The following is a 24,689-nucleotide window of genomic DNA, read 5'->3' as shown; positions in this document are numbered from 1 at the left end:
GAGCTTGGTACCGACCGGTCCCGCATAGGGCGTAGAGAAGAGAATACGAATTGCGCGCGCCGTGGAGCCGGACACGCTGAACTTGGCGCGGCGTAGCGCCCACACGCTCGTCTGGCTAGTTTTGGTGGATCCTTGTCTTGTGCCGGCGGCACGATGTGTGACGCGAGCTGAGCGCGTATGGCCACACAGTCAGTCTAAATTCTGACGTCACGAAGGCTGAACAGAAGGCGCACTATTCCGCGCACGCATCGCAAAAGTGCACTCGGGCGAGCCGAGTGCACACGCAAGGATCTATTTCCCCGCCGCAAGTCCCTTTTCGCGGACTTTCCAGAAGAACTTGTCTGCCTTCGCCTGCGCTTCAGGGTTCAGCGGCTCAAACCGCCGAGGTTCGTTCAGAGGCGCGTCGGGATTTGAGACTTTGAAGCCCAGCGCGAACCTATCTTCAGTTTTCCGGTCCCTTTCAGCCATTCGTTCTTGGTCAGACATCCGCCTTTACCTCCTGTGTTTTGCCGTTAAGGCCTGCTGTTGTGCCCATAGCATAATACAGGTCTCCAGCAATTCCGTTAAGGATATGCACACACCTGTCTTCATCGAAGCCGCCAAATCGATTGTCGACGCAAAGCAGGCCAAGGCACTCCTCGCGGACGGATCGGTGATATGTTTTCACGGGAACAACTGCACATGCGTTATAGAAACGAGGGTAGTCCTTGTTCTTGTTCCAGTATTGTTTTCCAGCGCCCTTCAGGTCGTTCTCGACGAACCAATCTGTATAATCGTCGTCTTCGAGAATGGAACGGAACGCGGCGTTCTCGCTATAGTGATAAACAGGGTACTTCTCGTCCGTCACCCGCCGCATCTGACGGGAATGGGGATCTCGCTGAAGCGTGAACACATCGTGATAGGGAACGCCGCCTGCAATGGCCCCCGTGGCTTTAGTCGCATCGGGGCTGAAAATTTTGATGCATGCAGCACTGGGGTTCTGCGTGTAGCTTGAGAACAACTGAGCAGTCATGCCAAGCACGTCGTTCAAGTACGAAAGGAATTCATCGTCCGTCACAGAATGGGAGTTGATCAGTGCGGCACGTAGACGCACACAATACTCCGCATGCCGTGAAGAAATGAGGGCTCTGAGTTCCGATATTTGGGCATTAACCGACGCGCTGTGATTTGTAATCGTTTCGAGGCGTGCGTTCTCGATAAGCGATTTTCTTAGCTTTCTCTCTTTCGTTGTATACGAATACGACAGGAAGAGAATGAAGAGCAGCAGAACAACATTGGCGGTCGCCGTTACAAATACGATCTCGACCGCAATGTGCTCGTTCGGCTCTTCTGCTAGTCGCCAACCCAAGAAGCCATTTAGGGCAACCGCAGAGGCAGCCGCCGTCATCTCAAGAAATTGAGAAAATTTGTGGAGACCTGAGCCACGGCCATCGTCGTCGGCGCGGTGGTCTGGCTTGTTGGTGTCTGCCACTGCCCTCGTGCCGGAATTTGCCCCTAGCCCTTGAGTGCGCCCTTTCCGCCGATTTGGCAAACCAGGTCCGGGGCACACCCGCACGCGGCGACGCTGGTCCGCGAGAGGGACGCCGCAGCGCGTTCCCGAAGCCAAGCATGTTCTTTCGGTCGAGTTCAACCCGATGCCCCTTAGGCGCGAAGAGAAGTCCTTCAACGAACGCCCAGGAACCAAGCTCGTTCGCGCGCCCCGGGCGATAAGCAGGGGATAACGGCCATGCCGGAATGAGTTGGGGAATGCTCGCCTAGGAAATCAATCTGTATCTAGACTCCTTTAAGTTGTGGGTGCATCGTTATGCGCGCAGCTCGGGGGATCCAATGAAACTGCTACTCCGCCGCGACCAACGGTCAGGCATGCTCGGCAAACAAATCTTCAGCCTGGACGTCCGCGCTGACGTCTCCGCCGAGGAGAAGGCGACCATCGCGAAGTATAGGCTTGGCGAAACGCAGCTGTACGCGAGCCACGAAATCACCGGAGGCCATGGCCTCCTCGGGGTGGCCTCGCGCCTGGCGTGGAAGGCCGTGACCATCCACATCAACGTCAACGACCTAGCCAACGGCAAGCGCGTCGAGGCGAAGGACGTCGTCGAGCTGCTCGCTATCGAAGGCCACATCCGCGAGGCCGCTAAGACCTTCGTCGAGATCCTCAACGCGGCGAAGCATTTCGGCGGCGAAGAGGTTGTAGAACTGGCCTAGCCGGTGGCCTGGAACAGCAACCTCGGCCAATGGCTCTCCGGCGGCTCGCGCTCTCGCGAGATGGAAGAGACGCGTCTCGCCTGGGAGGACAGTGATCGGCTCTGGCGCAACTCCCCACTCGCCACCCAGACCACGTATGACCGCGTGCTCGACCTCATGGTCGGGGTCTTTTCGGACCTCCCACGACGCCCAGCCGGCCCCGTCGTCCAAGCCATCTGCGAGGCGACCGAAGACATCTTACGCCTCGAAAACGTCGGGCCCATCGAACCCATCTGGCCGGCCATCGAAGGCGACACCGCCGTAGCGGTCGACTTCCGCAAGATGGTCGCGCGCCGCAGGCGGTACGCCGCCGACTACACCCACATCCACGGCGTCGTGACTGACCGGCTCAAGGACGCATACCGGGCGATCTTCCGGGCGCTTCCGCTGTCATGCTTCGGTGAGTGGCCGGAGGACGGCTCCGCGTTCGAGGTGCCGCTGATTGAGCTGGTCGACGACCCGGCCCAGTTCGTCCAGGACCTCTATCTCTTCGCGTACGACGACGACACGTTCCGCCTCGATCTCTTCCGCAGGCTTCGCGACGCCTATACCCGCAACATCCTCGTGGCGTCGGGCTTCGCACCCGACGCCAACGCGGTCGAACTCACCAATCGACTGATCGCGCCGACCCGACAGAAGAACAAGACGCCGGCGGAACTCGTTGAGCTGTACCTGCGCGGCACGCCGTTCGCGGCGCTCCTCGAACTCCCTGTCCCTTTCCACATGCCGGACGAAATCAGGTTCGAGCACACGCACATTGTCGGCGGCACCGGCCACGGGAAGACGCAACTTCTCCAGCGCATGATCCACGCCGACCTGGTGGCCGCCAAGGACGATGGCCGCTCGGTCGTGGTGATCGACAGCCAGGGCGACCTCATCAACAAGCTGGTGCGCCTCGACCTCTTCGACCCGGATCAGCCGGGTTCGCTCTGGAACCGGCTCGTCCTCGTCGATCCCGGCGACATCGAATACCCGGCGGCGCTCAACCTCTTCGACGCCCACCTCGACCGTGTGGCGGAGTATCGCCCCGTCGACCGCGAGCGGGTGCTGAACGGCGTCGTCGAACTCTACGAGACCTTCTTCGGCGACATGCTGGGCGCCGAACTCACCCAGAAGCAGGGCGTCGTCTTCCGCTACCTCGCGCGCCTCATGGTCACCATCCCGGGCGCGACCATCCACACGCTCATGCAGATCATGGAGGACGGAAAGCCCTTCAAGCCCTACATGGAGCGGCTCGAAGGCTCCGCCCGCTACTTCTTCCAAACCGAGTTCTTCCACCCGTCGTTCGCGGCGACGAAGAAGCAAATCCTCCGCCGGCTTTGGGGCGTGCTCTCGACGCCGGCTTTCGAGCGGATGTTCGCGCAGCCCAAAAACAAGCTCGATCTCTTCGAGGCGACCCAAGCCGGAAGCATTGTCCTCATCTCGACCGCCAAGGATCTCCTGAAGCGCGACGGGAGCGCGCTCTTGGGCCGGTTCTTCATCAACATGCTGGCGCAGGCCGCCCTTGAGCGATCGGTCGTCCAGCCCGAGGACCGCACCCCCACCTTCGTCTATGTCGACGAAGCGCATGAGTATTTTGACGAGGGCGTCGAGACGATCCTGCAACAGGCCCGCAAGTTCAAAATTGCGTTGGTGTGCGCCCATCAGGGCATGGATCAGGCGAGCCCGCGGCTGAGGTCAGCACTGCTCTCGAACACCAGCTTCAAGTGCGTCGGCGGCGCGTCGGCCAAGGACGCCCGCGCGCTCGCCGACGAACTGCACACCACACCCGACTTCATCGACAGCATGAAGCGCCGGAACGGGCGCACGGAGTTCGCCGCCTGGGTCAAGAACCTCACGCCGCAGGCCATCCGGCTCTCGATCCCGCTTGGCCACTTAGAGCGCCAACCAACGCTCTCCGAAGAGGCGTATGACGGCCTGATCGAGATGAACCGCGTGCGGTACTGCGGCACCCTCGACGACGTTCTTAGATTTGGGTTCGCAGCGGGTACGCCGGACGAGCCCGAGCCGCCACCGCGCCCTGCCGCCGTCGCAGAAGAGCCAAGAGAGGCCCCGCCGGCTCCGCGCGAGCGCTACGAGTATCGGCCGATGCCGGAGCCTCCGGCCGTTGTCGAACGTGAGGAAGGCAAGGGCGGCAAGAAGCACCGCTACCTCCAGAACCTCGTGAAGGGCCTGGCCGAGCAGCAGGGTTTCCGGGCGACTGTTGAGGCACCCATGGCGGGCGGCGGCCAGGTGGACGTGCTGCTTGAGCGCGACGGCATATCGGTTGCCGTCGAGGTTTCGGTGACGACGCCCGTCGAGTGGGAGCGCCAGAACCTCAACCGCTGCCTCGCCGCCAACTATACGCGAACGGCGCTCGTCCTCGCCAAGTCCCAGCAGACCGCGAAGCGATACCGCGAGGCCGTCGTCGAGGGCCTATCCGAAGATGCGCTCACCCGTCTCACCATCCTCTACCCGGACGACCTTCCCGATTTCATCGCGTCGCTCGCGCCGGCTCCTGCGCCTGAGGACAACATCGTACGAGGATACCGCGTGAAGGTGTCGCGAACCGATGTGTCGCCCGAGGAAGCCAAGGCGCGTCGCGACACACTCGCCCGCCTCGTGGCGAAATCGCTGGACCAACAGGACGACTAAGTAGGCGCCAAGGAGCTGAGCTGGCTGAGAGCGGACCGACCTCGTCTAGCGGTCCCGCCGATTGCGTCCCTGGTATTTTCCTCGTCCGTGCCGCTCTTGGCTTTCAAGTGCTAGCTGCGAACCGCTTCTAGGAACTCGCGGCGGAATGAGCGCGCCCTGGATCGAGGTATGCAGCGTCCGCTCAGTGGGACCTATCTCAAAGCAGGCAGCAACCAGGAATCGACTATCTTGCAGCCGACGGTTCACGTTCTCTATTGCGCAAATTTGCTCCGCGCCCTCGTCGGTTTGGCCGACTACCAGGAGTGAACGTCGGCCATGACACCGCGCAATCGCATGGGCACCGACCGCCACCCTCAAGAGCTCCACAATGTTGTCGCCGTCGCGTCGCTCGTCCTTGAAAATCAGTAGGAGCGCTTTGGGGCCCCACTTCGGCCGCTCGGCGAGAAAAGGGCGGGCTAGCCAGCTATCCATGGTTTTGCGCTCAGGTAGTCCGAACGGCGAATAGCTCGGCCCATCGCGCCAGCTTGTGATTGGCCACTCCAGCGCGCTGAGACGAGTTTCGAGGGTGTCTTCCTCTTCTTCCTCAAACCCATCGTCCGCGTCGTGGATTGTTGGGCCAAACACGTCTTCGGCGGTCAATTCGTCCGAATCCCCATCGTCCTCCACCTCCGACTCAACGTCGTAGACCTGGAACCTATCGTGGAATGACAGCTCCCAGGCATAGGGCGGTGGACGCTCGAATGACCACGACCGCGACCCGACTTCCAGGAAGTTTAGGTCCTCAAGTTCGAAGGGAGATAGCAGCGTGCGTAGCTCGCCGAATGTCTCCTCCAAGTCGTGTGCAGCCGTGAGCGCCCAGACGCAGTCACTCCATGCGGCGATTAGATAACTGTCCCGCTTAGCCAGCCAATCGCTGAACTCGTACCAGGCGTTCCAGTTGAACTTCAGCGGGCGCTTGAAGCGCGCGCACAGGATGTATGGGGTCACGCTCGACATTCCTTGTGGGAGGAAAAACGCGCACTGCTCGTGGGATTTGAAGTGATGCCGCCTGGACTTCTGTCCGGCGGACTGTGGGCGGCCTTGGGCCCCACATCGCGCTCACATTACACCGCTTTCTGACGAGTCGACACCCACCGACCGAGAACATGGACAAAAAAGTTCGCGTAACGTTCCGGCGGATCGCTGTTGGGTTCGCCCCGGAACAAAGCGGGGCCGCCCCAACCGCGGCTTCCCTCTGAAGGGCATGACGACGGGACATCGCGATTTGAGGGAAAGAGCAGGACCCGAAGATCGAGCTTCGCGGCCCAAGGTCGTCGTCCCGGACGCCGAGACCCCTAGCGAACTCCCTCAGAGGGTATGATTCGACAGATTAACCATAGCGTGTATAGGGTGGCGCAGGGCGATTAAGGGGGAAGCTATGCGAAACTCGGCTCTCGTTCTGGGCGTCTCGATCGCCCTGGTGTCCGCGCCCCAGGCCCTGGCCTGGAATGCCCGAGGCCATATGGCGGTGGCGGTCATCGCCTGGGATCAAATGACGCCGCCCGCCCAGGCGCGCGCCTCGGCGCTGCTCCAGAGGAACCCCTACTATTCGAGCTGGACGAACGGCGTTCCCGCCGCGAACCGAGACGTGGTCGCCTTTGCGCGAGCCGCCACCTGGCCCGATCAGATCAGGAGCGACGGCGACTATGCCGACGACCAGGTCGACAGTCCGCCGACGACCGACGGCGGCTACCAGCCGCCACGCTACAAGCACCGCTATTGGCACTACAAGGATCTGCCCTTCACGCCGGACAACACGCCCACCGAAGCGCCACCGGAACCCAACGCGGCGACGCAGATCAGGGCGCTGTCGGCCGATCTTGGCGCGCCCGCGACGAGCGACGATCGGAAATCCTTTGCGCTGAGCTGGCTCCTGCACCTGGTCGGCGACGTTCATCAGCCGTTGCACGCGACCGCCCGGTACACTGCGGCGCTGCCCAGCGGCGACAACGGCGGCAACAAGGTTGGGGTCTGCCCGGAAGCGGCCTCGCAGTGTTCGTGGCGTCGCAGCACGCCCCTCCACACCTTCTGGGACGCGGCGATCGGCACGAGCAGCAGCAGCGCCTCGGCCATCACCAAGGCCCGATCAATGACGAAGGCGACAGGGCCCGCGACCCAGGTGTCGGACGTAGATGAATGGCTCTCCGAGAGCCAAAGCTTGGCCCGCACCGTCGTCTACTTGCCACCGGTCCGAAGCGGCAGTGGCCCCTATCGGCTGAACCACGCCTATGAGCTTCGCGCAGGGTCCTACGCCGAGCGCCGCATCGCGCTGGCAGGCGCCCGCCTGGCCAATTTGCTCAACCAGACGCTGCCCTAGCATAGCCTATCCAACCACGCCGTTCGGATCGCAGCCGTCTTTAGGCGACGAGCCGCCTCCCGCGCGAGGCCCGGAGCGTACTCCCGACCAGCCCGAAGCCAACAATCATCATCGCCCAGGTGGCGGGCTCAGGGACGGCCGAGCCGGCCACTTTCGACACGACGGAGGTCACCACGAGGGAGCCGTACGCGCGGTAGTCGTTAGCGCCGGTCTGGGTGTTGAAGCGCCAGAACTGGAAGCCGCCGAATATCGCCGGCTCAAGGCCGGCGAAGCTGAACGAGGTGTCGAGCGAGGCCGGGGCGAGCGGGGTGTGAAGCTGGGTGACGATGCCGTTGCTCGTCTCGAAGAGGCCGTCGTTCGAGAGTTCGGAAATGCTGTGGGAGACGTAGCTTCCTGGGTCGTACTGCATGCGCCCGTAGGTGCCGCTCGATGAGCCTACGGTCATCCCGTTGATGGTCATGGATGCGCTCAGGATGGGCACGGGGGAGGGGCTTGTTCCCTCAGCCTTGTCCACGAAGGCATCTGTCATGCGCCCGATGGCAGTGTCGGTCGCATAGACGGCGGTGAAAGCCTGTGAGGCGAGGTCAGCGCCGGCCGTTCCGAACAATCCGGTGACGTCGGTCCCGGTCTCGATGGTGCCTTGGTAGGTGGTGACGACGATGGCGGCGTTTGCCGCAGTCGCGACAGCAAGCGTGCCCGCCAGGGCCGCGCCCGCCACAATGGACTTGAACTTCATAGTGCCCTCCATGCCCCGCTCGGGCCGATGTGAGAACACGGATACACGAAGATTGTGTACATAGAAACTATGTACCCCTAATACGCGTATATCGGACGAGGCTGGCCTCCACAGAGCACCAGCCTTCATGCCCAAGTCGGTCTTCACCGACGCGTACGCGTTCGTCGTCGAATACCTCCTCGCCCTTCGGAAAGAGAAGGGCGTGAGCCAGGTCGAACTCGCTCGACGGCTCGGGAAGACCCAGCAGTTCGTTTCTCTCGTGGAGCGAAAAGAGCGCCGGATCGATGTGGTCGAGTTCTGCGTGTTCGTGCGGGCGCTGGAAGGTGACCCCGAGGCGGCCGTGGTTGAGGTCGCGCGCTCCCTACCGGACGATGCGGCGATCTAGCGCCCCCGTGACCGGCATCAGCCGATCGGCTCAACTTGCCGCTCATAGCCAACCATCGAATAGGCCGCCGCGAGGCCGCCGAACCGCTTCACATAGGTGCACGGCGCCGGCGTGAGATCAGAGGCCGCGATCAAGTCCCAACTCAGGCGTCCCGCCACCGTCAGCAGCTCGGCCAGACGTGCGATCAAGGTCTCGTCGGAGAATTTCCGGCCTCTGGGCTTGCGGCTCGTCCCGTTCCCGGGCGGCGTATACCCAATTGCGGCATAGGCGGCCGCGACGGTGCCGAAGCGGCGCTTATAGCTCTCGACGCAGGGTAGGGTCGGGCTGTCGTCAATCACCTTGATCGACAACCTGCCCTCGGTCCGCAGGAGATCGGCCAACCGGTCGAGCATGGCCTGGTCCGACAGGTTGCGGTGGGTGTCGCGCACCTGGCCGCCGCGCCGATACCCGATGAGTTGATAGGCGGCCATCAGACCTCCGAACCGGCGTTGATAGGTGGCCACGCAAGGGACCTCCTCTGCGTCCTCGATCATGGCGGTCGACAGGTAGCCGCGCTCCTTGCGCAGGCGCCGGAGGGCGTCGAGCATGTCCTCGTCCGTCATACACACCATCCGGTTGGCGATGGCGCGCCTGGCCGCGGCGAACATCTCCTGCCCGACCAGGGCCTCGAAGGCGCCCTCGACGCGGACCCAGGTCTCCGGCGGGTTTCGGAAGCCTGTGGTCGCTCGGAGCGGCCGGCAGTGGCGGCCAAAGATGTGGGGCCCGATGTACTTTTCGTCAGCGAGGACCCGACGCACGCGGTGACGGGTCCAGGGGCTCCTGAACTCCGCGAGCGAGCCCTCCGCGTTGAGGAGGCGCACGATGGCCTCCATGCTCATGCCGGCGATCACGAACAGCCGGTAGATCCGCCACGGTCTCCACCTCTTCGACCGGGCCGGGCACGAGGATGACGCGATGGCTGTGGACGGCCTTCTGTTCGCCCTTGGCGAGGAGGCCACAGGGCTCGCCGGCCTCGTTCACCACCTGGCGCCGCAGGCCGTAGCCCGCCGGCCCGCCCTGCCGATAACCCTTGGCCGCGAGACCTCGCTGAACCTTGGCGATCTTGACGGAGAGCTCGCGGCTGAACTCCGCGGCCATGGCGCGCTTGAACTGCTTCAGCAGCGCCGACATCACGCTGCCCTCGTTCTCGAAGGCCTCCGCGCAGTATTCCACGCGCACGCCGGCCGCCTTGCAGATGAACTCGTAGTGGGCGGCCTGGTCCGGATCTTGGAAACGTCCCCAGCGGCTCACATCGAGGACCAGGATCACGGTGAACCCCGCCTGGCGACCGACGACGTCGCCCAGTAGTTCGAGGAGCGCGTCCCGCCCCTCGATCCTCAGACCGCTCTTGCCCGCGTCCGAATAGGTCCTGACGATCTAATAGCCGTGCTCGGCGGCGTAGGACGCGATCCAGACCGCCTGGTGCTCCAGGGAATACCGCTGATGCTCCGTCGACATGCGGAGGTGCTGGCGGCCCGAACAGGAACCGCAGACGTGGCCGGACGGGTGGCCACAGGGCCTCGCTTCAAGGCCGCCTTGATACGGCCTAGCGCCAGAGGCTCGCCGGCGCGGTCCGGCGTCAACACACGCGCGCGCGCGTGACACGGCTACGTCAGCAGCGGACGTATGAACTGTATAAAACGTACGGTTTTCGACTTTCCATGTGACGTCACCGTATGCAAAGCCGACCCAAAACAGCCCCCCTCACGCGCGACACGCTCTCGCTCAAGCTCGGGACTTGGTTCGAGGCGCACGCCACCGGGACCGGCGTCATCGCGATCCCGGTGGTCCTTCTGATCCTGATTGCGGGCGCAGCTATGAAGCTCGTCGTCGAACGTCTGATCCTGTGATGACGCAGCGCCCACGTCGAGGTCGGACTAGGTGCGGCTCGCGAGTTTCCGGATCGGCTTGGCCAAATCATCGAAGACGCTCGTCCAATCATCCCGCACGCGCTGGCGATGAACCTTCACTGACGGGTACCAGGGGCAGTCCATCCCGCGTTCAAGCCAACGCCAGTCCCCGACATAGGGCACGACGACCGAGGTCGGCGCGCCCAGCGCTCCGGCCACGTGCACGCCGCTGGTGTCGGCGGTGATGAAGAGATTGCAGCAGGTCATGGCCGCGGCGGTGTCGACGAAGGCGTCGGGGCCCGGATCGAAGTCTTCGCCGAGCGTCTCGACAGCGCCCGGCGCCAGGGCGCCGAGTTGATCCAGGCCCGCGTGCTTCTGCAGACTGATGAGCCGGACGCCCGGAATACGGCCGAGGCGCTCCGCGGCCAGGGCGAGCGGAAACGACCGCAGGTTGGCGCGGACGCTGCCCTGCCAGGCGATGCCCACCTTGAGGCCTTCATCGCCGATCCGCCTCTTCCAGCGGGCCACCCGTTCGGGATCGGCTTGCAGGTACTGTCGGAAGCTCGGGATCGTCTTCAGCGTGGTCCCGAACAAGGTCGGCAGAGACATGTGGCCGCATTGGAAATCGTAGTCCGGCGTCGGCGCGTCATCGGCGATCAGGGTGATGGTAGGGCTCATGGTCGCCAGCAGCGCGTGCATGGCCGCCGGCGCTCCGAGGATCACCCTGGCGCCCGCTCGCTCGGCGAGAAGCGCGTAGCGGCCGAACTGGATCAGGTCGCCCTGGAACAGTTCCGGGAAGATGAAGAGGGTCTTGCCGGAGAGGTCCTCGCCGCGCCAGGGGCGCTCGAGGGCATAGCGCGCGTCATCGGCCCAACCGGGGCAGACCTTGCGCCACTCATATTCGCGGAACCCTTCGGCGATCTGGCCAAGCAGCAAGAGGGTGGTGGCCTTGTTGTGATGCGCCATGGCGAGGCCGGGCGCGACCTCCAACGTCTTGTCGTACCACGCCACCGTCTCTTTGAAGCGCTTCAGGGCGTGCAAGGTGGTGGCGATGTTGAACCGCAACGGAGCGCTCAGCGGGTCCAGGGCGAGCGCGCTCTGGAAGCTCTTCAGAGCCTCCTCGAACCGACCGGCCTGGGTGTGCTCGTCGCCCTCACGATGGAGATCGGACGCGGTCTTGGACGCGACTTGCAAACGGACACCCACCTAGCTTGAATTCGAAAGCCCTAGCCGGGTGAACGGAGGCGCGCAACGTCCAGGCTCTCGTCAGCCGACCGCCCGAGGATTCGAGAATTCAGGCAGACGCGCCGCGCAATGGCCGGCGCGCGTCATCGGCCTCCGTGGCGCTCAGCTCGGACGTCCCAGCCCCGACACGGCGGGGTCGCGCACAGGTGCTGATCGGCCTGGCGAGGCTGGGCGCCTTCCCGCACCTATGCCAAAGGAGCCCCATGCCTCTTTCCCAACCCAAGTTCCTCGGACGCTGGTTCTTCGGCCTGACGGATCCGGCGCGTTTCGTGAAGGCGCGCGACGAGATCGCAGACGTGCTGACCATGCAGCGGGGCTTCTTCGCCAGCGACAACCTGATCACCTGGGAAAAGTCGCTGGCCTTCCTGCGGGACGACGCATTCGCCAAGGCGTTCAACGCCCATGCGCAGTCGAGCGCCGAACGCGGAACCATCTGGCGTCTGGTGACGCTGGTCTGGGCCGCCCGGCAGGCCGCGAAGCTGCCCGGCGATTTCGTCGAGTGCGCCTGCTATCGCGGCACCTCGGCGCGCATCGTCGCCGATGTAGTCGACTTGTCCGATCGGCGATACTTTCTCTACGACCTTTTCGAGCATGACGAGGCCATGCCGCACCATGGCCTCCCCGCGCACGGCGCCGACCTCTATGACGAGGTGCGCGCGCGCTTCCCCGAGCCGAACGTGATCGTCACCAAGGGCCGCGTGCCCGACACCCTGGCCCAGGCCGCGCCCGATAAGATCGCCCTGCTCCATCTCGATCTCAACAATGCGGACGCCGAGATTGGGACCTTGGAGCTGCTGTTCGACCGCATCGTTCCCGGCGGCATCCTGGTGTTGGACGACTTCGGCTGGCTGGCCTACCAACCTCAACAACGCGCCGAAATCCCGTGGTTCGAGGCGCGCGGCTACAGCGTTCTGGAGCTGCCCACCGGCCAGGGCTTGGTGATCAAGCGCTAGGGTCGCCGTGATGCGCCGCGATCGTCCGACCGACGGACGCCATGGCGCCAACAAGGCCTGTCAGGTTGTCGAATCGGCGCGGCCGGCTTGCAAATTCCAGACGGCGCCACTACGGCGTTTACGCCTTGGACGGGCGCGTCCGCGGATTCGCACGCTCGTCGCGAGCTCCACCTTGACCGAGAGATAAAGATGCTCACCAAGCCCCCGTCCTATGTCGGCCTGAGCTTCTACAATCTGCTGGACGAGGAGAAATTCCGGGCGGCCCGCGATCAGATGATCGAGCAGATCAAGGCCAGACCGGCATCTTCGCAGCCGACAATCTGATCACCTGGAACAAGACCCTAGGCTTCCTTCGGGACGAAGGCCTTATCGCGGCGATGAATCGGAACACCCGATCTGGCCCCGAACGCGGCGGGGTCTGGCGGGTCTCCACCTTGCTGTGGGCGGCGAGGCACGTCGCCCACCTGGAGGGCGATTTCGTGGAATGCGCTTGTTACCGGGGAAGCTCGGCTAGGACGGTGGCCGATCTGATCGACATCTCGAAGCGTCGCCATTACCTCTATGACCTGTTCGACCACGACCCCGCCATGCCCCACCACCAGATGGCGGAGCATTCCTCGACGCTCTATGACGAGGTCCGGGCGCGGTTTCCGGAGCCCAATGTGATCATCACCCAGGGCAAGGTTCCCGAGAGCCTGGTGATCGCCGCGCCGGACCGCATCGCCTTCATGCATCTCGACCTCAACAACGCCGAAGCCGAGATTGGCGTCCTGGAGGTGCTATGGGACCGGATCGTTCCTGGCGGAATCCTCATCCTCGATGATTTCGGATGGCTTCCCTATTATCGGCAGTTCAACGCCGAGACCGATTGGTTCACTGCGCGGGGTCACGTCATTCTGGAGATGCCCACCGGCCAGGGCCTGGTGATCAAGCACGCCTGAGCCGGCCCGCCACGCTGGCGGCCCCTTGATCACGGCATGAGCGCGTCCGCCGCAACTTAGGCGCCGGGACCAGCCGGTGACAGAACGCTCCCGTCCACTGTCAGCCTTGCGCGGACCGGCTATGGCTATGGTTTGAATTGCCGCTGAGCTTGCCGATCTCTGACAACAGAATCGCGCGCAGCTACATAAGCCATACTTGGCCGCGAATATGAACTCGATGAAAAAATACGTCCAAAATCAAATCGTAGTCAATTTCTTAAGTCGAGAATAAATAAAAGGAGCACCAATGACTAAATAAACGAAAAGCAAAAATGTTCCAATTACTCGATTTGTAGCAACATCCTCTCCGGATTCTGCATCACATAGCGCCTTAGCCGCCGTCCACTGCATAATTATAAAACACAAAAAAAACGCAGCCAGAAACAACATCGACAATACCTGAAAGACTTTGAAGTAAGTCTCACCCTCGACTAGTACGGGTTTTATGCCCACCAAAAACAAACCCATGGCGACAAATAGAACTGCCGCGGACGAACCAAGATATTTGACTCGGAGCGCGCGCGTCGATTCTCGGCCAGCTTCGTGTGAACCTGTCGCGCCAAGCGACACCAACTTGGTCGATCGGTAGGTCCACATTAGATGCAAGAGAAGGCACCCGAACGCTCCAACCGCAAAGCAAATCAACGAGAGGGTTTGGTTTTCAGGGTTCGAGTATGTCGATATTGCGCATAGCAATATGTAAGTAGGCGAAAAAAACAGAGGCCTGATTGGCAAATTTCGCTTTAACGACATACCTTCAATACCCTTCTAATCACGCGACTCAATCATCGAGACACGAAGCGAGGTTACCGCCGACGTCAAACTGGAAGCCGAGTATAGTCGCCGCAGAAACACCTAGGACGGCTGTCGCCTCCCCGGCGGGTCTGAAAGGTTGATTGGCCATCTTCCTTTCTGGCGGCACATGCATTCCAACGGCCCCTTCTCGCTGAACGCCAGCCTCGCCTCCGATCGACGCTTCTTTGTTGCCTGCCTCAAGAGTCCCAGAGACTCCCTGCGTTACTTTAAGATAACCTCCTCGGCCAGTTACATACCCCAACCGGAAGGTTCCAGCATCTAGCTTGGCACCGATTTGGCCATAAGCGGATTTGAACTTGGCAGCAAGTTGATTTCCAAAGCTCACTTCGCCCCTAACGACAACGCAAGGCCCCGCCGCGTTTTCTTGGGCCTTCTTATATTTTTCAACCGCCTTCTTCCTGGCAACCACGATCAACTCTTCGAGTTCCGTAATCTGCTCCTTCAGCGTAGCGCTCGACACAAAGCTAACGGTGCTCGCTGGACCGCCGCCACCTGGATCGGCACGTCTCTCGACGACACGCCTCATAGCCTGCACTATGAGTTCTTCTACCGTGTTCGAGTCCGTCCTGCCTGCTTGCTTCAACAGCCCGGACGGATCAGAATCGTTGACTGGATCGCCTCCCACATAGGCGTATGTGTTTGGTCCGTCCCCGTAGCCGATCGGATCGGTCTGCAGAAACCGCCCCATCATGGGATCGTAGACCCGAGCCTTGTAGTGATAGAGTTGCGCCTCGGGCAACACAGTCTGGCCCGTATAGCGGAACCGAGATCCCGCCCAACTCTGCGGCTCACCATAGGGCCCATAGGTGTAGGAGGTGATCGCCCCACCTGCGTTCGACACAGCGATGATCGAGCCCAAGCGGTCGGGATGCAGGAAGCGGATGTCGGTGTCGGGATTGGCCCCCTCCATCCAAGCCATCGGCTCGTCCGTGCGATCACCGTGAATATAACTGCGAAGCAGCGTCGACGTGGCCGGATTCACCTCGGCGACGAGCTGTGAGCCCGCATAGTTGAAGGTCGTGCTGGCTCCGGCGGAGGTAGTCTTTAAAAGTCGGCCCAGGGGATCATAGCTCAGGGTCAGCGGCGCCGAGCCGCCGGTCACCGAGATCAACCGGTTCTCGGCGTCATAGGCAAAGGTCCGTACTCCGTCGGAGATCAGGTTGCCGTTAGCGTCGTACCCGGCCGCCGCCGCCATTGCCGCGTCTCGGTTCAGAGCATCGTGGGTGAAGTTGGTGGTCGTTGTCGGCTGGCCGCTCCAGACATAGCGCGACGAGCCCTGGGCCTGGTCGATCATCTGACCGGCCGGATTGTAGGCAAAGGTCTGGTACGATCCCGCCGATGCCGGCGCGCCGACGTGGCTCAGGCCGGAGAGCCACCCGACCCCATCGAAGGAATAGTCCGTCCGCACACCGTTCGGGCGGGTGATCGAGGCGCGGCGATTGAGCGGGCCGTAGCCGATGGTGGCAATCGGATAATTCGTCCAGTTCGCATAACCATAGACTCCCCGGCTTAGGTGGACCTCGGTGAGCCGGTTGGCGACGTCATAGACATAACGGCCGCCGTACGGATTCGCGACGCTCGTCCCCTCGAAGTTCACCTTCGTTCGATTGCCTTCGACGTCGTATTGCGTGGCGATCTGCCGACCGCCGCCGTTATCTTCAGAGACGACGCGATCCAGCGCGTCGAAGCCCTGAGTCAGCGCCGGCGGGTTGCTGAGCGAACCGAAACGCGCTTGGGTTAGCCGGCCATTATAGTCGTAGGTGTAGTAGACATCGTCGGCCGTGGTGTCCGGCAGGTCCTTCACCAGCAGCCGGTTCAGGGCGTCGTAGGTGTAGTTGAGAACCTTGCCGTCGCGCTTGCGCCACGAGGTGCGGTTGCCGTTCACGTCCCAGGTGTAGGCCTCATAGTCCGACGTGCTCGACAGACCCGACCCGCGCGGGTCGGCCGGATAGCGCAGCTTCTTCAACCGCCCGAAGCCGTCGTATTCAAACGTCGACGTGTTGCCGTTGCCGTCGGTCAGGGTCGTGTTCTGGCCATTGGGCGAATAGGTGTAGCGGGCAGTCACCTGCTGCACCGACGTGCCAACCCCCTGCTCGCTTTGCACGACTTGCCCCACGGCGTCATAGGTCGCGCGCACGATCCGGTCGGGGCCGTACACGCCCGGCGTAGAGGCGATGCAGGCGCTGGTCGGCAGGGCGCCATAGACTGCGGGGTTCATACGAACCGCAGTGCAGACCACCCGGTTCAAGGCGTCGTAGCTGTACTGTGTTACGCCGGCGGGCGTGACGTCCTTCACCTTGTTGCCGATCGCGTCGTACTCGGCGGTGGCGGTCTCAATCGGCGTGAAGGTCGTGCCTGAAAAAGAGCCGCGCTCCACCTTGGTCACCCGACCGACCAGATCGTAGGTCGTGCGCGTAGCCACTCTGGGCGCCGTGCCGACCTGTGGCTCGATCCGCAGGATGGGGCGCCGCACGAGGTCATAGGTGATGTTCGAAATCGCGCCGCGCGGCGACACCAGGGTGGCGGGATCGCCCTCGGGGCTTGGGCCGATGTCATAGAAGGCGCTCTGTTTCGTGACACTGTCGAACGAGACACCCGAATACGTCATCGACGTGCTCGCGCTCGCCGTGTTGGTGACCGACATGGTCAGTCCGCCCGGATAATAGTAGGCGCTGCGGCCCGGTCGCTGCTCGCCGGGCTGAGGCTCAGGATAGGAGACGTACTGAAGCTGACCCTGGCTGTAGGTGTAGTCGGTCTGGGCGCCCTTCGCGTCCTTAGTCCAATCCGGAGCGTTCCAGGTCGGGTTCCACGACGTCTCGGCGGTGATGCTCTGCCCGGCTTCGGCTGAGCCCGGCTTTGCGCGGACGATCTGCTTGGTGGGCTGGTTGCGGGCGTTGTATTCGAACTCGACCTTGTCACCTTCGGGCCCGGTCGCCGTAAGGGTTCTGCCGCGGCCGTCATAGGTCGTGACTGAGGCCGCGCCCAAGGCGTTGATAGCGCGGACCGGCCGACCGTCGAGATCGGCATAGGTGATCGAGCCATAGCCCAGCGCGTCGATGATCTCGGAGCGCAACCCGTTCGCCAGCAGGAACTGGGTCGAGGCACGGCTTCCGGCTAGCACCAGCTTGTCACGGCTTTCCTTGGCCCGCGCCAGGGTGTCGTAGACGTACTGGACCGCTGGCGCGCTCGGGGTGTCGGCGGGATAGATTTTCTCCAGGCGCTGGCGCGCATAGTCGCCCGTCCCGAGCGTCGAGATCTCGAACTTGGTCACCGCCCCGATCGGGTCGGTGTGCTGCACTAGCGGTCCGGCCGGCTGCGTGACGCTGACAATCCGCTCGTTTTGATTAGTCAAGCCATTGTCGAAACCGTCGACCCCACCGTTCGCGAACTCCAGCCGCAGTGAATAGGTATCGTTGTTGATGTAGCTCAGGCGCGAGAGTTCCGTCTGAGTGGCGTTGGTGTAGTTGAAGGACAGGGTGACCCCTCTCGGCCAGGCCCAGGTCGACAGACGGAAACCGTGTTGCTCGCCGCAGATCGTGGCCCCGGCGTCGCGTATCTCGGCGTTCCAGAACTGATAGGTCTGAACGTCGCCCTGTGGACCGGTCCGGGCGAAGGACATGCCCGCATAGGTCCAGCCGCGCGTTGGCACGTAGCTGAGCATTGCCGAGGAGCCGCAGTAGTTGCTCGGATGCCGGGGCAGAACCGAGCGGGCGCCAGTTTGGACCAGGGTCGAATAGGCGCCTGGACCGGGCGCGAACCACTGGCCGTTGGCCCTGCGGAGAAACTGCTTCGTCCCGGTCCCAAGGCTGACGGTCGCGACATTGTTGGCGAGTTCGCGAACCCACCAGGCATTGACCAACTGGCCGATCACCTCGCGCTTGATGGAGGCGCTCGACTTGTAGACGTCCTGGGCGGCGTAGAAGGCCGCGACCGTTCCGACAGACGCTCGGGCGTCGGTGTCGCTCATGGCTTCCAGGCCGCTGCCGGAAAGGGTCAGGTTGTTGTCCCAGTTGGTGGTCCAGCCCCCCTGGGGTTCGCGGTGATTGAGCGAGCCGTACGTGTCGTCCCTCACCTCGCCGCCGCGCCAGATCAACTGGCCGCTGAGGCTATAGGGGAAGGCGCCCACCCCGGACGTCACGCTGGCCGGGCTGACCGCGGTGATCGAACCGACGGGTGTGTCGACGAACCGCCCCTTGACCACGTCGGCGGAGGTGGCCGGGTCGTATTGGGTCTGGTGGTGCATCTGGGCGCCGCCACCGCCGGCGTCCAGGGCGCCATTGGGATTGATCACCAGGTTGGCGATTTCGATCGGGTCACCATTGCCATCGTACTTGCTGGCGGTGAGCGCCCCGCCCCTTTGGGACGATTGGGCATGGCTATAGGTGGCGCCGGTCACGAAGGTGAAGCCCGCCGCGCGCTCGCCGGGGCCCAGGAAAGCCTCCTCCGAGGCGATCACCGTGAAGCCCGCCGTCACATAGGCCGAGACGGCATCGGCCACGGCCTGCCGGCGCGCCAGGACCTCAGCGCTACCGATCTCGGGGGTGGCGCCGTCGCCATGTACGCCATCATCAGCGGTCGAAGTCATACCTTCTGTCTTCGACAGGCCGAGCGCCTGGCTGGCCTCGGTGGAATTGACGTATTGGAAGAACTTCCGCACCGTCCCGCCGGCGGGGTCGGTGCCGCTCTCCGGCGCGTTGCCCCACTCGAATCGTGCGGCAGTGGAGGTCGTATCCGGAAGGTCGGAGACCTGGGCCGACACGCTTCCCTTGAGCGCCGCGAGAGTCGCGGCCGTCGCGTGCAGCGCCGCGCGGCGGTCGAGGGCGACGGCGGTCCTGCTGGTGAGGCTGAGGCCAGTCTCCACGTCCAAGCGGTCGAAGCTGTCGGCGACCCAGTAGGAGCCGTTGGGGGTCTGGATCACCGTGGTGTCGGCGGACGACACGCCGATCGAATAGTGGTGGGCGTAGATCGACTTGGCGATCGCCGCGTGGATGCGGGCGGCCTTCGAGCTCTGGGCGAGCCAGCTCGCCGCCAGCAGTTCCCGACGACCGTCACCCTTCCAGGCCTTGTACTTGACGAAGCACGCCTTGCAGCCCGTGTCGCCCACCGCCGGCATGACCGTATCGCGCCGCGAGCCCCACTTGTCCACGAGCCCCGAGCCCGCGTCGCCGAAACCATCGACGATGGTTAAGGGCAGCGCATAGTTCACCGCACGGCTGAAGACGGTGTCCATATAGGCGCCGCTATTGGCGGCGTAGGGCGCGTTCAGGGTCAACGTGAGCGTGCCGCGGCTGAAGGTCGGATTGTCGGAATAGGCGCTGGGCGTGACGAGATTAATGGTCGCGCCGAGGTCGTCGACCAGCTTCAGCGCGCTGGTGAACGTCGCCCCGGTGGTGTCGAAATTGGTGTCGAACACCAGCCGCCGACCATAGATGTCGTCGGCATAGAGCAGTTTGTCGACAATCGTCGGCGTTGTTGTGTCGGGCCGCACCTTGGTGATCTGGACCTGCACCTTCGTTCGGTACTGGTTCGGCACGCCGGCGCCGTAGGTGCGCTGGGTGTTGTGGGTGTAGGGCAGAGCCAGCTGTCGCAGCCCACCGACCGGAAGCGTCGCCGGCGTGATCGACTGTCCGCCCACCACGTCGGACAGGCCGGCCGCGGGCGCGTTCGCCGCCAAGCTGGTTTCAATGGCCGCGGCATAGCCGGCGACCGTGCTCTTTACCGTTGCGTTGTCGTAGGTATGGCCAAACGAGACGCCTGACTGGGTTCCGGAATATCCGGTGACGCTCATCACCTGACCGGTGGTGAGGCCCGTGGCGGCGGCGAGGTCGATACCCGTCTTGAAGGTGTGCGGCTTGTAGGACGGATCGAAGAAATAGCCGACGCCCTGGATCGTCACATAGGTCCAGACGTGGCTCATCTGCACGGTTGTGACGCTGGCCGCGCCATAGGCGCAGTTGGCGGTTGTGGTCCCGTTGATCACCGCGGCGATGCCGCCGCTCGACAGCAGCTGGCAGGCCGCCGTGGCCGAGGTGATTCCCGTCCAGTCGGAGAACTGCGTGGCGCTCAGCGTGATCGTCCCGACCTTATACTCGGCCGTGAAACCGGACTCGCGCAGCAGCTCGACCATGAGGTGGGCTTGGTCGAAGGCCGTTGCGGCCCGATCGACGATCACCCCCATGGCGCCCTTGGTCAGGCCATAGGTCCAGACCGTCGTGGTGTTGTTGCGGACGTGCTCATAGATCAGGTCGGGGTCACCCTTCAGAGCGCGGGCGAGCTCCACGATTTCCTTCGGCCGCCCTACGGCGCCGGTGCTGTTGGTCGAGGTCGTCGCCGAGCCGAAATAGGTATTGGCCGCAGTGGGCGTGATCAGCGAGGCCGTGCCGATCTTGGTCGAGGCCGCTCCATGCGCGACCGTCGCCAAGGCCATCGACCCGATTAGGCCGCCCAGGGCGCGCGTCCAGACGCGCGGACCAACTCGTCCCCAACCCATACCCGCCCCCCGGCTCGCTTCGCGCCTTTTGGGCCGGCCGCCCAGACGTGAAAGACTTGATCTCCATGCGCGCCGAGGGTTCGTGCCGTCTTAGGCCCCTGCGCGGACAGGTTGCAGGAGCGTATGGCAAAGCTTCAGCAACCGTCAATTGCGAAGGTGGCCGGTTCAATCAGTTTCGCAAAACGGTGCTCTCAAGATCGGAGCACTGAGGCGACTTTGTCGCCCCACGCGCAAAGCGACCCTTGCATTTTCCCTTCCATCACAGATTGTAAGGCCAAGGTTGATGCCGGAGGGGGCTCGTGGCGATGCATGTTGTCAGGGACGCCCTGCGCGTCGGGGCGGTGAGCCTTTTCGCGCTCTGTGTCGGCGTCCCGGCAAGCCAGGCGCAGTCGACCCAATATACCTACGACGCCTTAGGGCGCTTGGTTTCGGCGATCGACGCGGATGGCAAGAAGGTCGCCTATACCTATGATAACGCCGGCAACCGCACTCGGTTGAGCAATGGCGCTGAGTTCGTCGAAATCATCCCGACGGCCTTCACGGCGTCCTCGAACGCCGGGACCACTGGACTGACGGCGGCCAACGGCATGAAGGACGGCGCGTTCACTGCGCTGGCCACCATCCATGCAACCAACACGGAGGTCGGCGCCTGGATCAAGGCCGATCTGGGCTCGGTCAAGAACGTTAACCACATCGACGTCGTTCCCGCAGTGGTGGCAAGCGTCACTGCAGACGCCGAGGACATCAACGGCACCATCGTCGAGTACTCAACCGACGGGACGATCTGGAAGACCGCGGCCACGGCGAACGGCCTCTCGGCCGGGGCGATGCGCACAATCAGCCTTGGCGGCGTTGCACTTCGCTATCTTCGGATCAAGCGGACGGGGAGCGGCCAGGTCGCCTTGGGCGACTTCCGCATCTTCTCAGCGGCGGCCGCCAATAGTCCCCTGATCGCAAACCCTGACGGCATCACCAGTACCGGCGTGGCCGTCACCTTCAACCCGATGACTAATGACAGCGACCAGGACGGTCATAGCTTCACCATCACCTCGGTCGAGGATCCCCCGCACGGCGTGACGTCGAACAATGCCGGCGCGTCGATCACCTACACGCCCGACGTCGGCTATTTCGGAGCTGACAGTTTTCTCTACACAATCGCCGACGGCTACAACGGCACGGCCAGCGCGCGGGTCTCGGTGCTGGTGCGCTCCGCCACAAATCATGCGCCGGTGGCCGTGGCCGACCAGTATGTCGTGGGTGATCGGGCGACCGCGCTCGTCGACGGAATCAGCGCCCTGCGGCCGCTCGACAACGACTATGATTCCGACGCCAACGTCCTGACCATCACCGCCAAGACCACGCCGGCCAATGGGACGGCGACCTTGGTGGGGACCAATCTCATCGAGTACCAGCCGAACGTCGGCTATGCGGGCCCTGACACCTTCAATTACACCATCTCCGATGGTGCCCTGACCGCGATCGGCGCGATCAATCTCACGGTCGGAAACGGCAAGCCGGTCGCGCAGAACGATGCCGCCACGATTCCCCGCAACACATCCATCGTCCTGGATCCGCGTCGTAACGACAGCGATCCGAACGGCGACCCCATCACGATGACCGCCGTCACCAGCCCGGGCAAGGGCGTGGCGATGCTCAACGCCAACCAGACCGTCACCTACACACCCAATTCGAACTTCACGGGTTCGGACAGCTTCACCTATATGCTCTCCGACGGACGCGGCGAGACCGCCCAGGCGACCGTCAGCATGACGGTCACGCCTCCGTTGCTAGGCGCGCTCGACGTCATGCAAGCTGACGTCTACGCCAGCCAAGTCATTCTGTCTGGCACCGCATTCTCGGTCGCGGCGGCAGCCTCGACGGCCACGAACGTCTATTCGCCGAATGACATGGCGAGCGGCAAATTCTACTGGGAGGTCAAACTCCAGTGCGGAATCCTCCTGCCGGGCATCGCCAACAATGTTTCCGTCGCACGGAATGTCGGCGGCTATTCGCAATACAACGCCGGAATCTACACCTACTCTGGCGCCTGGTGGGCCACCACGTCGAACCCCACAAGTCTCGGCGTCGGCGCCGTGAACGATGTCTATGGCTTCGCGCTGGACGCCGACGCCAAGACCTTGAAGATCTACAAGAACAACACCCTGGGGCCGACGATCAGTCTGCCCTTCCCCGGTCCCTATTTCGCCCATTCCGGGTCCCAGCCTGGCTATTCCATTTCCGGCCAGTCTTGCCCCGCTGGCGTCGCCCAGGGCGATTTCCGACTCGGATCGGCCGCCACGACCTACAGTCCCCCAAGCGGCTACAGCCACGTGCCGGCCGCGGCCGCGAACGCGCCGCCGGTGGCGATCGCCGATGACGCCAGCCTGCCGGTCAACACCTGGCTTTCGTTCGATCCGAAGGCAAACGATCTGGACGCCAACGGCGACACCCTGACCTATTCCGCCGTCGACGCGACCTCGCCGCACGGTGTCATCCAGAACCTGGGTTCGTACCTGCGATACACCCCGACCAGCGCCTATACTGGGCCCGACAGCTTCTCCTACACGGTGTCCGATGGCCGGGGCGGAACATCGACCGGGACGGTCAACTTGCTGATGACCTCGGCCGGATCCAAGACCTTCGCGATCTCCCCCGCCGTGGCTGGAAAGACGAGTTGGAATATCGCGGTCGACGGCCCCCTAGACCTTTCGGCGGGCGGGACCTGGACAATCATCCCCTCCAACACCTTCATGGTCGCCGCTAAGGTCTGGGGCGCCGGTGGCGGCAGCACGGCCGGCGGCGGAGGTGGTTACGCCGGGGGTACGGTGCTCCTGACCGCCAACGCTACCTACACGGTCCATGTCGGCGGCAGCAGCATGTCGGTAGCGGCTGGAATGAACGGCGGCGGCATCGGCGGCGGAAGCACCTATCGGGGGTTCGGCGGCGGCGGCTATAGCGGCATCCGCAATTCGGATGGGTCGGCGGTGCTGATCGCCGGCGGTGGCGGGGGCGCCGGAAATGGGCCGTCAGCCGCCGGCGGGGCGGGCGGCGGTGCGACGGCGCAGGACGGTTACCCTTATTCGACGGTCCCAGGCGGTGCAGGCGCCACGGCGACCTCGGGCCATGCACCCTATCAGGGCCGGGAAGGCTACGGAGACGGCGTGAGTGGCGGCGGCGGTGGGGGCGGTGGCGGATACCTAGGCGGCATCGGCGGCACCAACGAGCCCGGACTCTATGGCAGTGGGGGCGGGGGCGGGTCTGCCTTCGCTGGCGCCCGGGACACCATGTCGACGTCCCTGGTCGCGGGATCGGGCACGAGCCCCGGCAATGCCGGCGACGCGGCGCGCGGGACGGCGGCGCAACCAGCGACAGCCGGCCGGGTTGTGTTCCAATAGGCCTGAGCCCCTGCCGCCGCGAAACGGCGGCCCAGCGGGTTCTAACGCGTGGCCTTTGGCCCGGCGGCCTCAAGAACGAAGCGGAAGGCCTCGGGCCGCCAGGCCAGCCGCCGATCGCATCTCGCCGCTGGGTCGGGCTCCCCGCAGTCCGCCCCCGAGACGCTCACCCATAAGGTAGTCACGCCCGACAGCCGTTCGAGCCGGGATCCGTGGGTCACCGCCTGGAAGGCCGGGACGGTCCGCCCATCCTTCAGGCTCACGAACACTGTCAGGAGATCGCCCTGGCGCGCGAGCCCCGCGACCGGCTTGACGCAGGGTCGCCGGGCCGCGTCCACGACCCAGTCGTCGACCCCGTCGCGATTGAGGTCGACTCGATCGGGCGACAGACGGCCGGCCGCCGCGCCGCCGCAGGCCTGGGCGAGTTGCTCGAGATAGGCGCTCACCAGCGGCGGCTCCCCGGAAGGCTGGGCGGTCGACGGGTTCGCCAGGGCCGTCCCCAGGATCATCAGGGCCGCCCAAGGCGCAGCTCCGACCTTGGCTGCGCGTTTCTGGTTGTTCGCCATGAT

At 63.7% G+C, this 24,689-nt stretch carries 18 protein-coding genes; 9 read left to right on the top strand and 9 right to left on the bottom strand.

Translation table 11 applies throughout. The annotated features are described in order from the left end of the window. Positions 1–291: 291 nt before the first annotated feature. Both M9M90_RS00950 and M9M90_RS00945 read right to left on the bottom strand, forming a co-directional pair. A complete protein-coding gene (locus M9M90_RS00950; protein ID WP_254835295.1) occupies positions 292–486 on the bottom strand; it encodes a hypothetical protein in 195 nt (64 codons plus the stop codon). Beyond that, positions 479–1,471 carry a hypothetical protein gene (locus M9M90_RS00945; protein WP_254835294.1) on the bottom strand — a complete coding sequence of 331 codons (993 nt, stop codon included), beginning with the start codon at positions 1,469–1,471 and terminating at the stop codon, positions 479–481. Before M9M90_RS00945 ends, M9M90_RS00950 begins: the two co-directional genes overlap by 8 nt. A 323-nt stretch (positions 1,472–1,794) precedes the next feature. On the opposite strand from M9M90_RS00945, the gene M9M90_RS00940 reads away from it, so the two are divergent. Further along, positions 1,795–2,205: a hypothetical protein gene (locus tag M9M90_RS00940; protein ID WP_254835293.1), complete on the top strand. Its 411-nt coding sequence runs from the start codon at positions 1,795–1,797 to the stop codon at positions 2,203–2,205. Positions 2,206–2,208: 3 nt separating this feature from the next. Beyond that, complete coding sequence (locus M9M90_RS00935; protein WP_254835292.1) at positions 2,209–4,878, top strand: type IV secretion system DNA-binding domain-containing protein; 2,670 nt, start codon at positions 2,209–2,211, stop codon at positions 4,876–4,878. A 45-nt stretch (positions 4,879–4,923) separates the two neighbouring features. Here the strand turns inward: M9M90_RS00935 and M9M90_RS00930 are convergent, their stop codons facing one another. Then, positions 4,924–5,865 (bottom strand): hypothetical protein, encoded by a 942-nt coding sequence (locus M9M90_RS00930; RefSeq protein WP_254835291.1) that lies wholly within the window; start codon positions 5,863–5,865, stop codon positions 4,924–4,926. A gap of 430 nt (positions 5,866–6,295) precedes the next feature. Between M9M90_RS00930 and M9M90_RS00925 the strand changes: the two genes are divergently transcribed. Continuing rightward, positions 6,296–7,234, top strand: a complete 939-nt coding sequence (locus tag M9M90_RS00925) for a S1/P1 nuclease (RefSeq protein ID WP_254835290.1) — start codon at positions 6,296–6,298, stop codon at positions 7,232–7,234. 40 nt (positions 7,235–7,274) lie between these two features. On the opposite strand, the gene M9M90_RS00920 is transcribed toward M9M90_RS00925, so the two are convergent. Continuing rightward, on the bottom strand, positions 7,275–7,970 hold the full coding sequence (locus M9M90_RS00920; RefSeq protein WP_254835289.1) for a PEPxxWA-CTERM sorting domain-containing protein: 696 nt from the start codon (positions 7,968–7,970) through the stop codon (positions 7,275–7,277). Positions 7,971–8,097: 127 nt separating this feature from the next. Between M9M90_RS00920 and M9M90_RS00915 the strand changes: the two genes are divergently transcribed. Continuing rightward, positions 8,098–8,355 carry a helix-turn-helix domain-containing protein gene (locus M9M90_RS00915; protein ID WP_254835288.1) on the top strand — a complete coding sequence of 86 codons (258 nt, stop codon included), beginning with the start codon at positions 8,098–8,100 and terminating at the stop codon, positions 8,353–8,355. A 17-nt stretch (positions 8,356–8,372) separates the two neighbouring features. Here M9M90_RS00915 and M9M90_RS00910 read toward each other — a convergent pair whose 3' ends face one another. Both M9M90_RS00910 and M9M90_RS00905 read right to left on the bottom strand, forming a co-directional pair. After that, complete coding sequence (locus tag M9M90_RS00910) at positions 8,373–9,227, bottom strand: recombinase family protein (protein ID WP_254837192.1); 855 nt, start codon at positions 9,225–9,227, stop codon at positions 8,373–8,375. After that, a complete protein-coding gene (locus M9M90_RS00905) occupies positions 9,133–9,663 on the bottom strand; it encodes a recombinase family protein (protein WP_371876888.1) in 531 nt (176 codons plus the stop codon). The genes M9M90_RS00910 and M9M90_RS00905 overlap by 95 nt, the downstream gene beginning before the upstream one ends. A 407-nt stretch (positions 9,664–10,070) precedes the next feature. Here M9M90_RS00905 and M9M90_RS00900 point away from each other — a divergent pair, with 407 nt between their 5' ends. Beyond that, positions 10,071–10,244, top strand: coding sequence for a hypothetical protein (locus M9M90_RS00900; RefSeq protein ID WP_254835287.1), 174 nt, complete (start codon positions 10,071–10,073; stop codon positions 10,242–10,244). A gap of 27 nt (positions 10,245–10,271) precedes the next feature. Here M9M90_RS00900 and M9M90_RS00895 read toward each other — a convergent pair whose 3' ends face one another. After that, on the bottom strand, positions 10,272–11,438 hold the full coding sequence (locus M9M90_RS00895) for a tetratricopeptide repeat protein (RefSeq protein ID WP_254835286.1): 1,167 nt from the start codon (positions 11,436–11,438) through the stop codon (positions 10,272–10,274). Between the two features lie 254 nt (positions 11,439–11,692). Here M9M90_RS00895 and M9M90_RS00890 point away from each other — a divergent pair, with 254 nt between their 5' ends. From M9M90_RS00890 to M9M90_RS00885, 3 genes are all read left to right on the top strand, one after another. Beyond that, entirely contained in the window at positions 11,693–12,442 is a 750-nt protein-coding gene (locus M9M90_RS00890) for a TylF/MycF/NovP-related O-methyltransferase (RefSeq protein WP_254835285.1), read from the top strand. Between the two features lie 189 nt (positions 12,443–12,631). After that, positions 12,632–12,766 carry a hypothetical protein gene (locus M9M90_RS21120; RefSeq protein WP_256549223.1) on the top strand — a complete coding sequence of 45 codons (135 nt, stop codon included), beginning with the start codon at positions 12,632–12,634 and terminating at the stop codon, positions 12,764–12,766. A 53-nt stretch (positions 12,767–12,819) separates the two neighbouring features. Beyond that, positions 12,820–13,383, top strand: coding sequence for a TylF/MycF/NovP-related O-methyltransferase (locus M9M90_RS00885; protein ID WP_254835284.1), 564 nt, complete (start codon positions 12,820–12,822; stop codon positions 13,381–13,383). A gap of 820 nt (positions 13,384–14,203) precedes the next feature. Here M9M90_RS00885 and M9M90_RS00880 read toward each other — a convergent pair. Then, positions 14,204–20,659: an RHS repeat domain-containing protein gene (locus M9M90_RS00880; RefSeq protein WP_254835283.1), complete on the bottom strand. Its 6,456-nt coding sequence runs from the start codon at positions 20,657–20,659 to the stop codon at positions 14,204–14,206. Between the two features lie 374 nt (positions 20,660–21,033). Here M9M90_RS00880 and M9M90_RS00875 point away from each other — a divergent pair, with 374 nt between their 5' ends. Continuing rightward, a complete protein-coding gene (locus tag M9M90_RS00875; RefSeq protein WP_305885147.1) occupies positions 21,034–24,123 on the top strand; it encodes an Ig-like domain-containing protein in 3,090 nt (1,029 codons plus the stop codon). Between the two features lie 41 nt (positions 24,124–24,164). Here M9M90_RS00875 and M9M90_RS00865 read toward each other — a convergent pair whose 3' ends face one another. After that, positions 24,165–24,686 carry a hypothetical protein gene (locus M9M90_RS00865; RefSeq protein WP_254835282.1) on the bottom strand — a complete coding sequence of 174 codons (522 nt, stop codon included), beginning with the start codon at positions 24,684–24,686 and terminating at the stop codon, positions 24,165–24,167. Between the last annotated feature and the right edge of the window lie 3 nt (positions 24,687–24,689).

It is taken from the genome of Phenylobacterium sp. LH3H17 (assembly GCF_024298925.1).
Lineage (GTDB): Bacteria > Pseudomonadota > Alphaproteobacteria > Caulobacterales > Caulobacteraceae > Phenylobacterium.
This window is presented reverse-complemented; position numbering and strand designations above follow the sequence as displayed.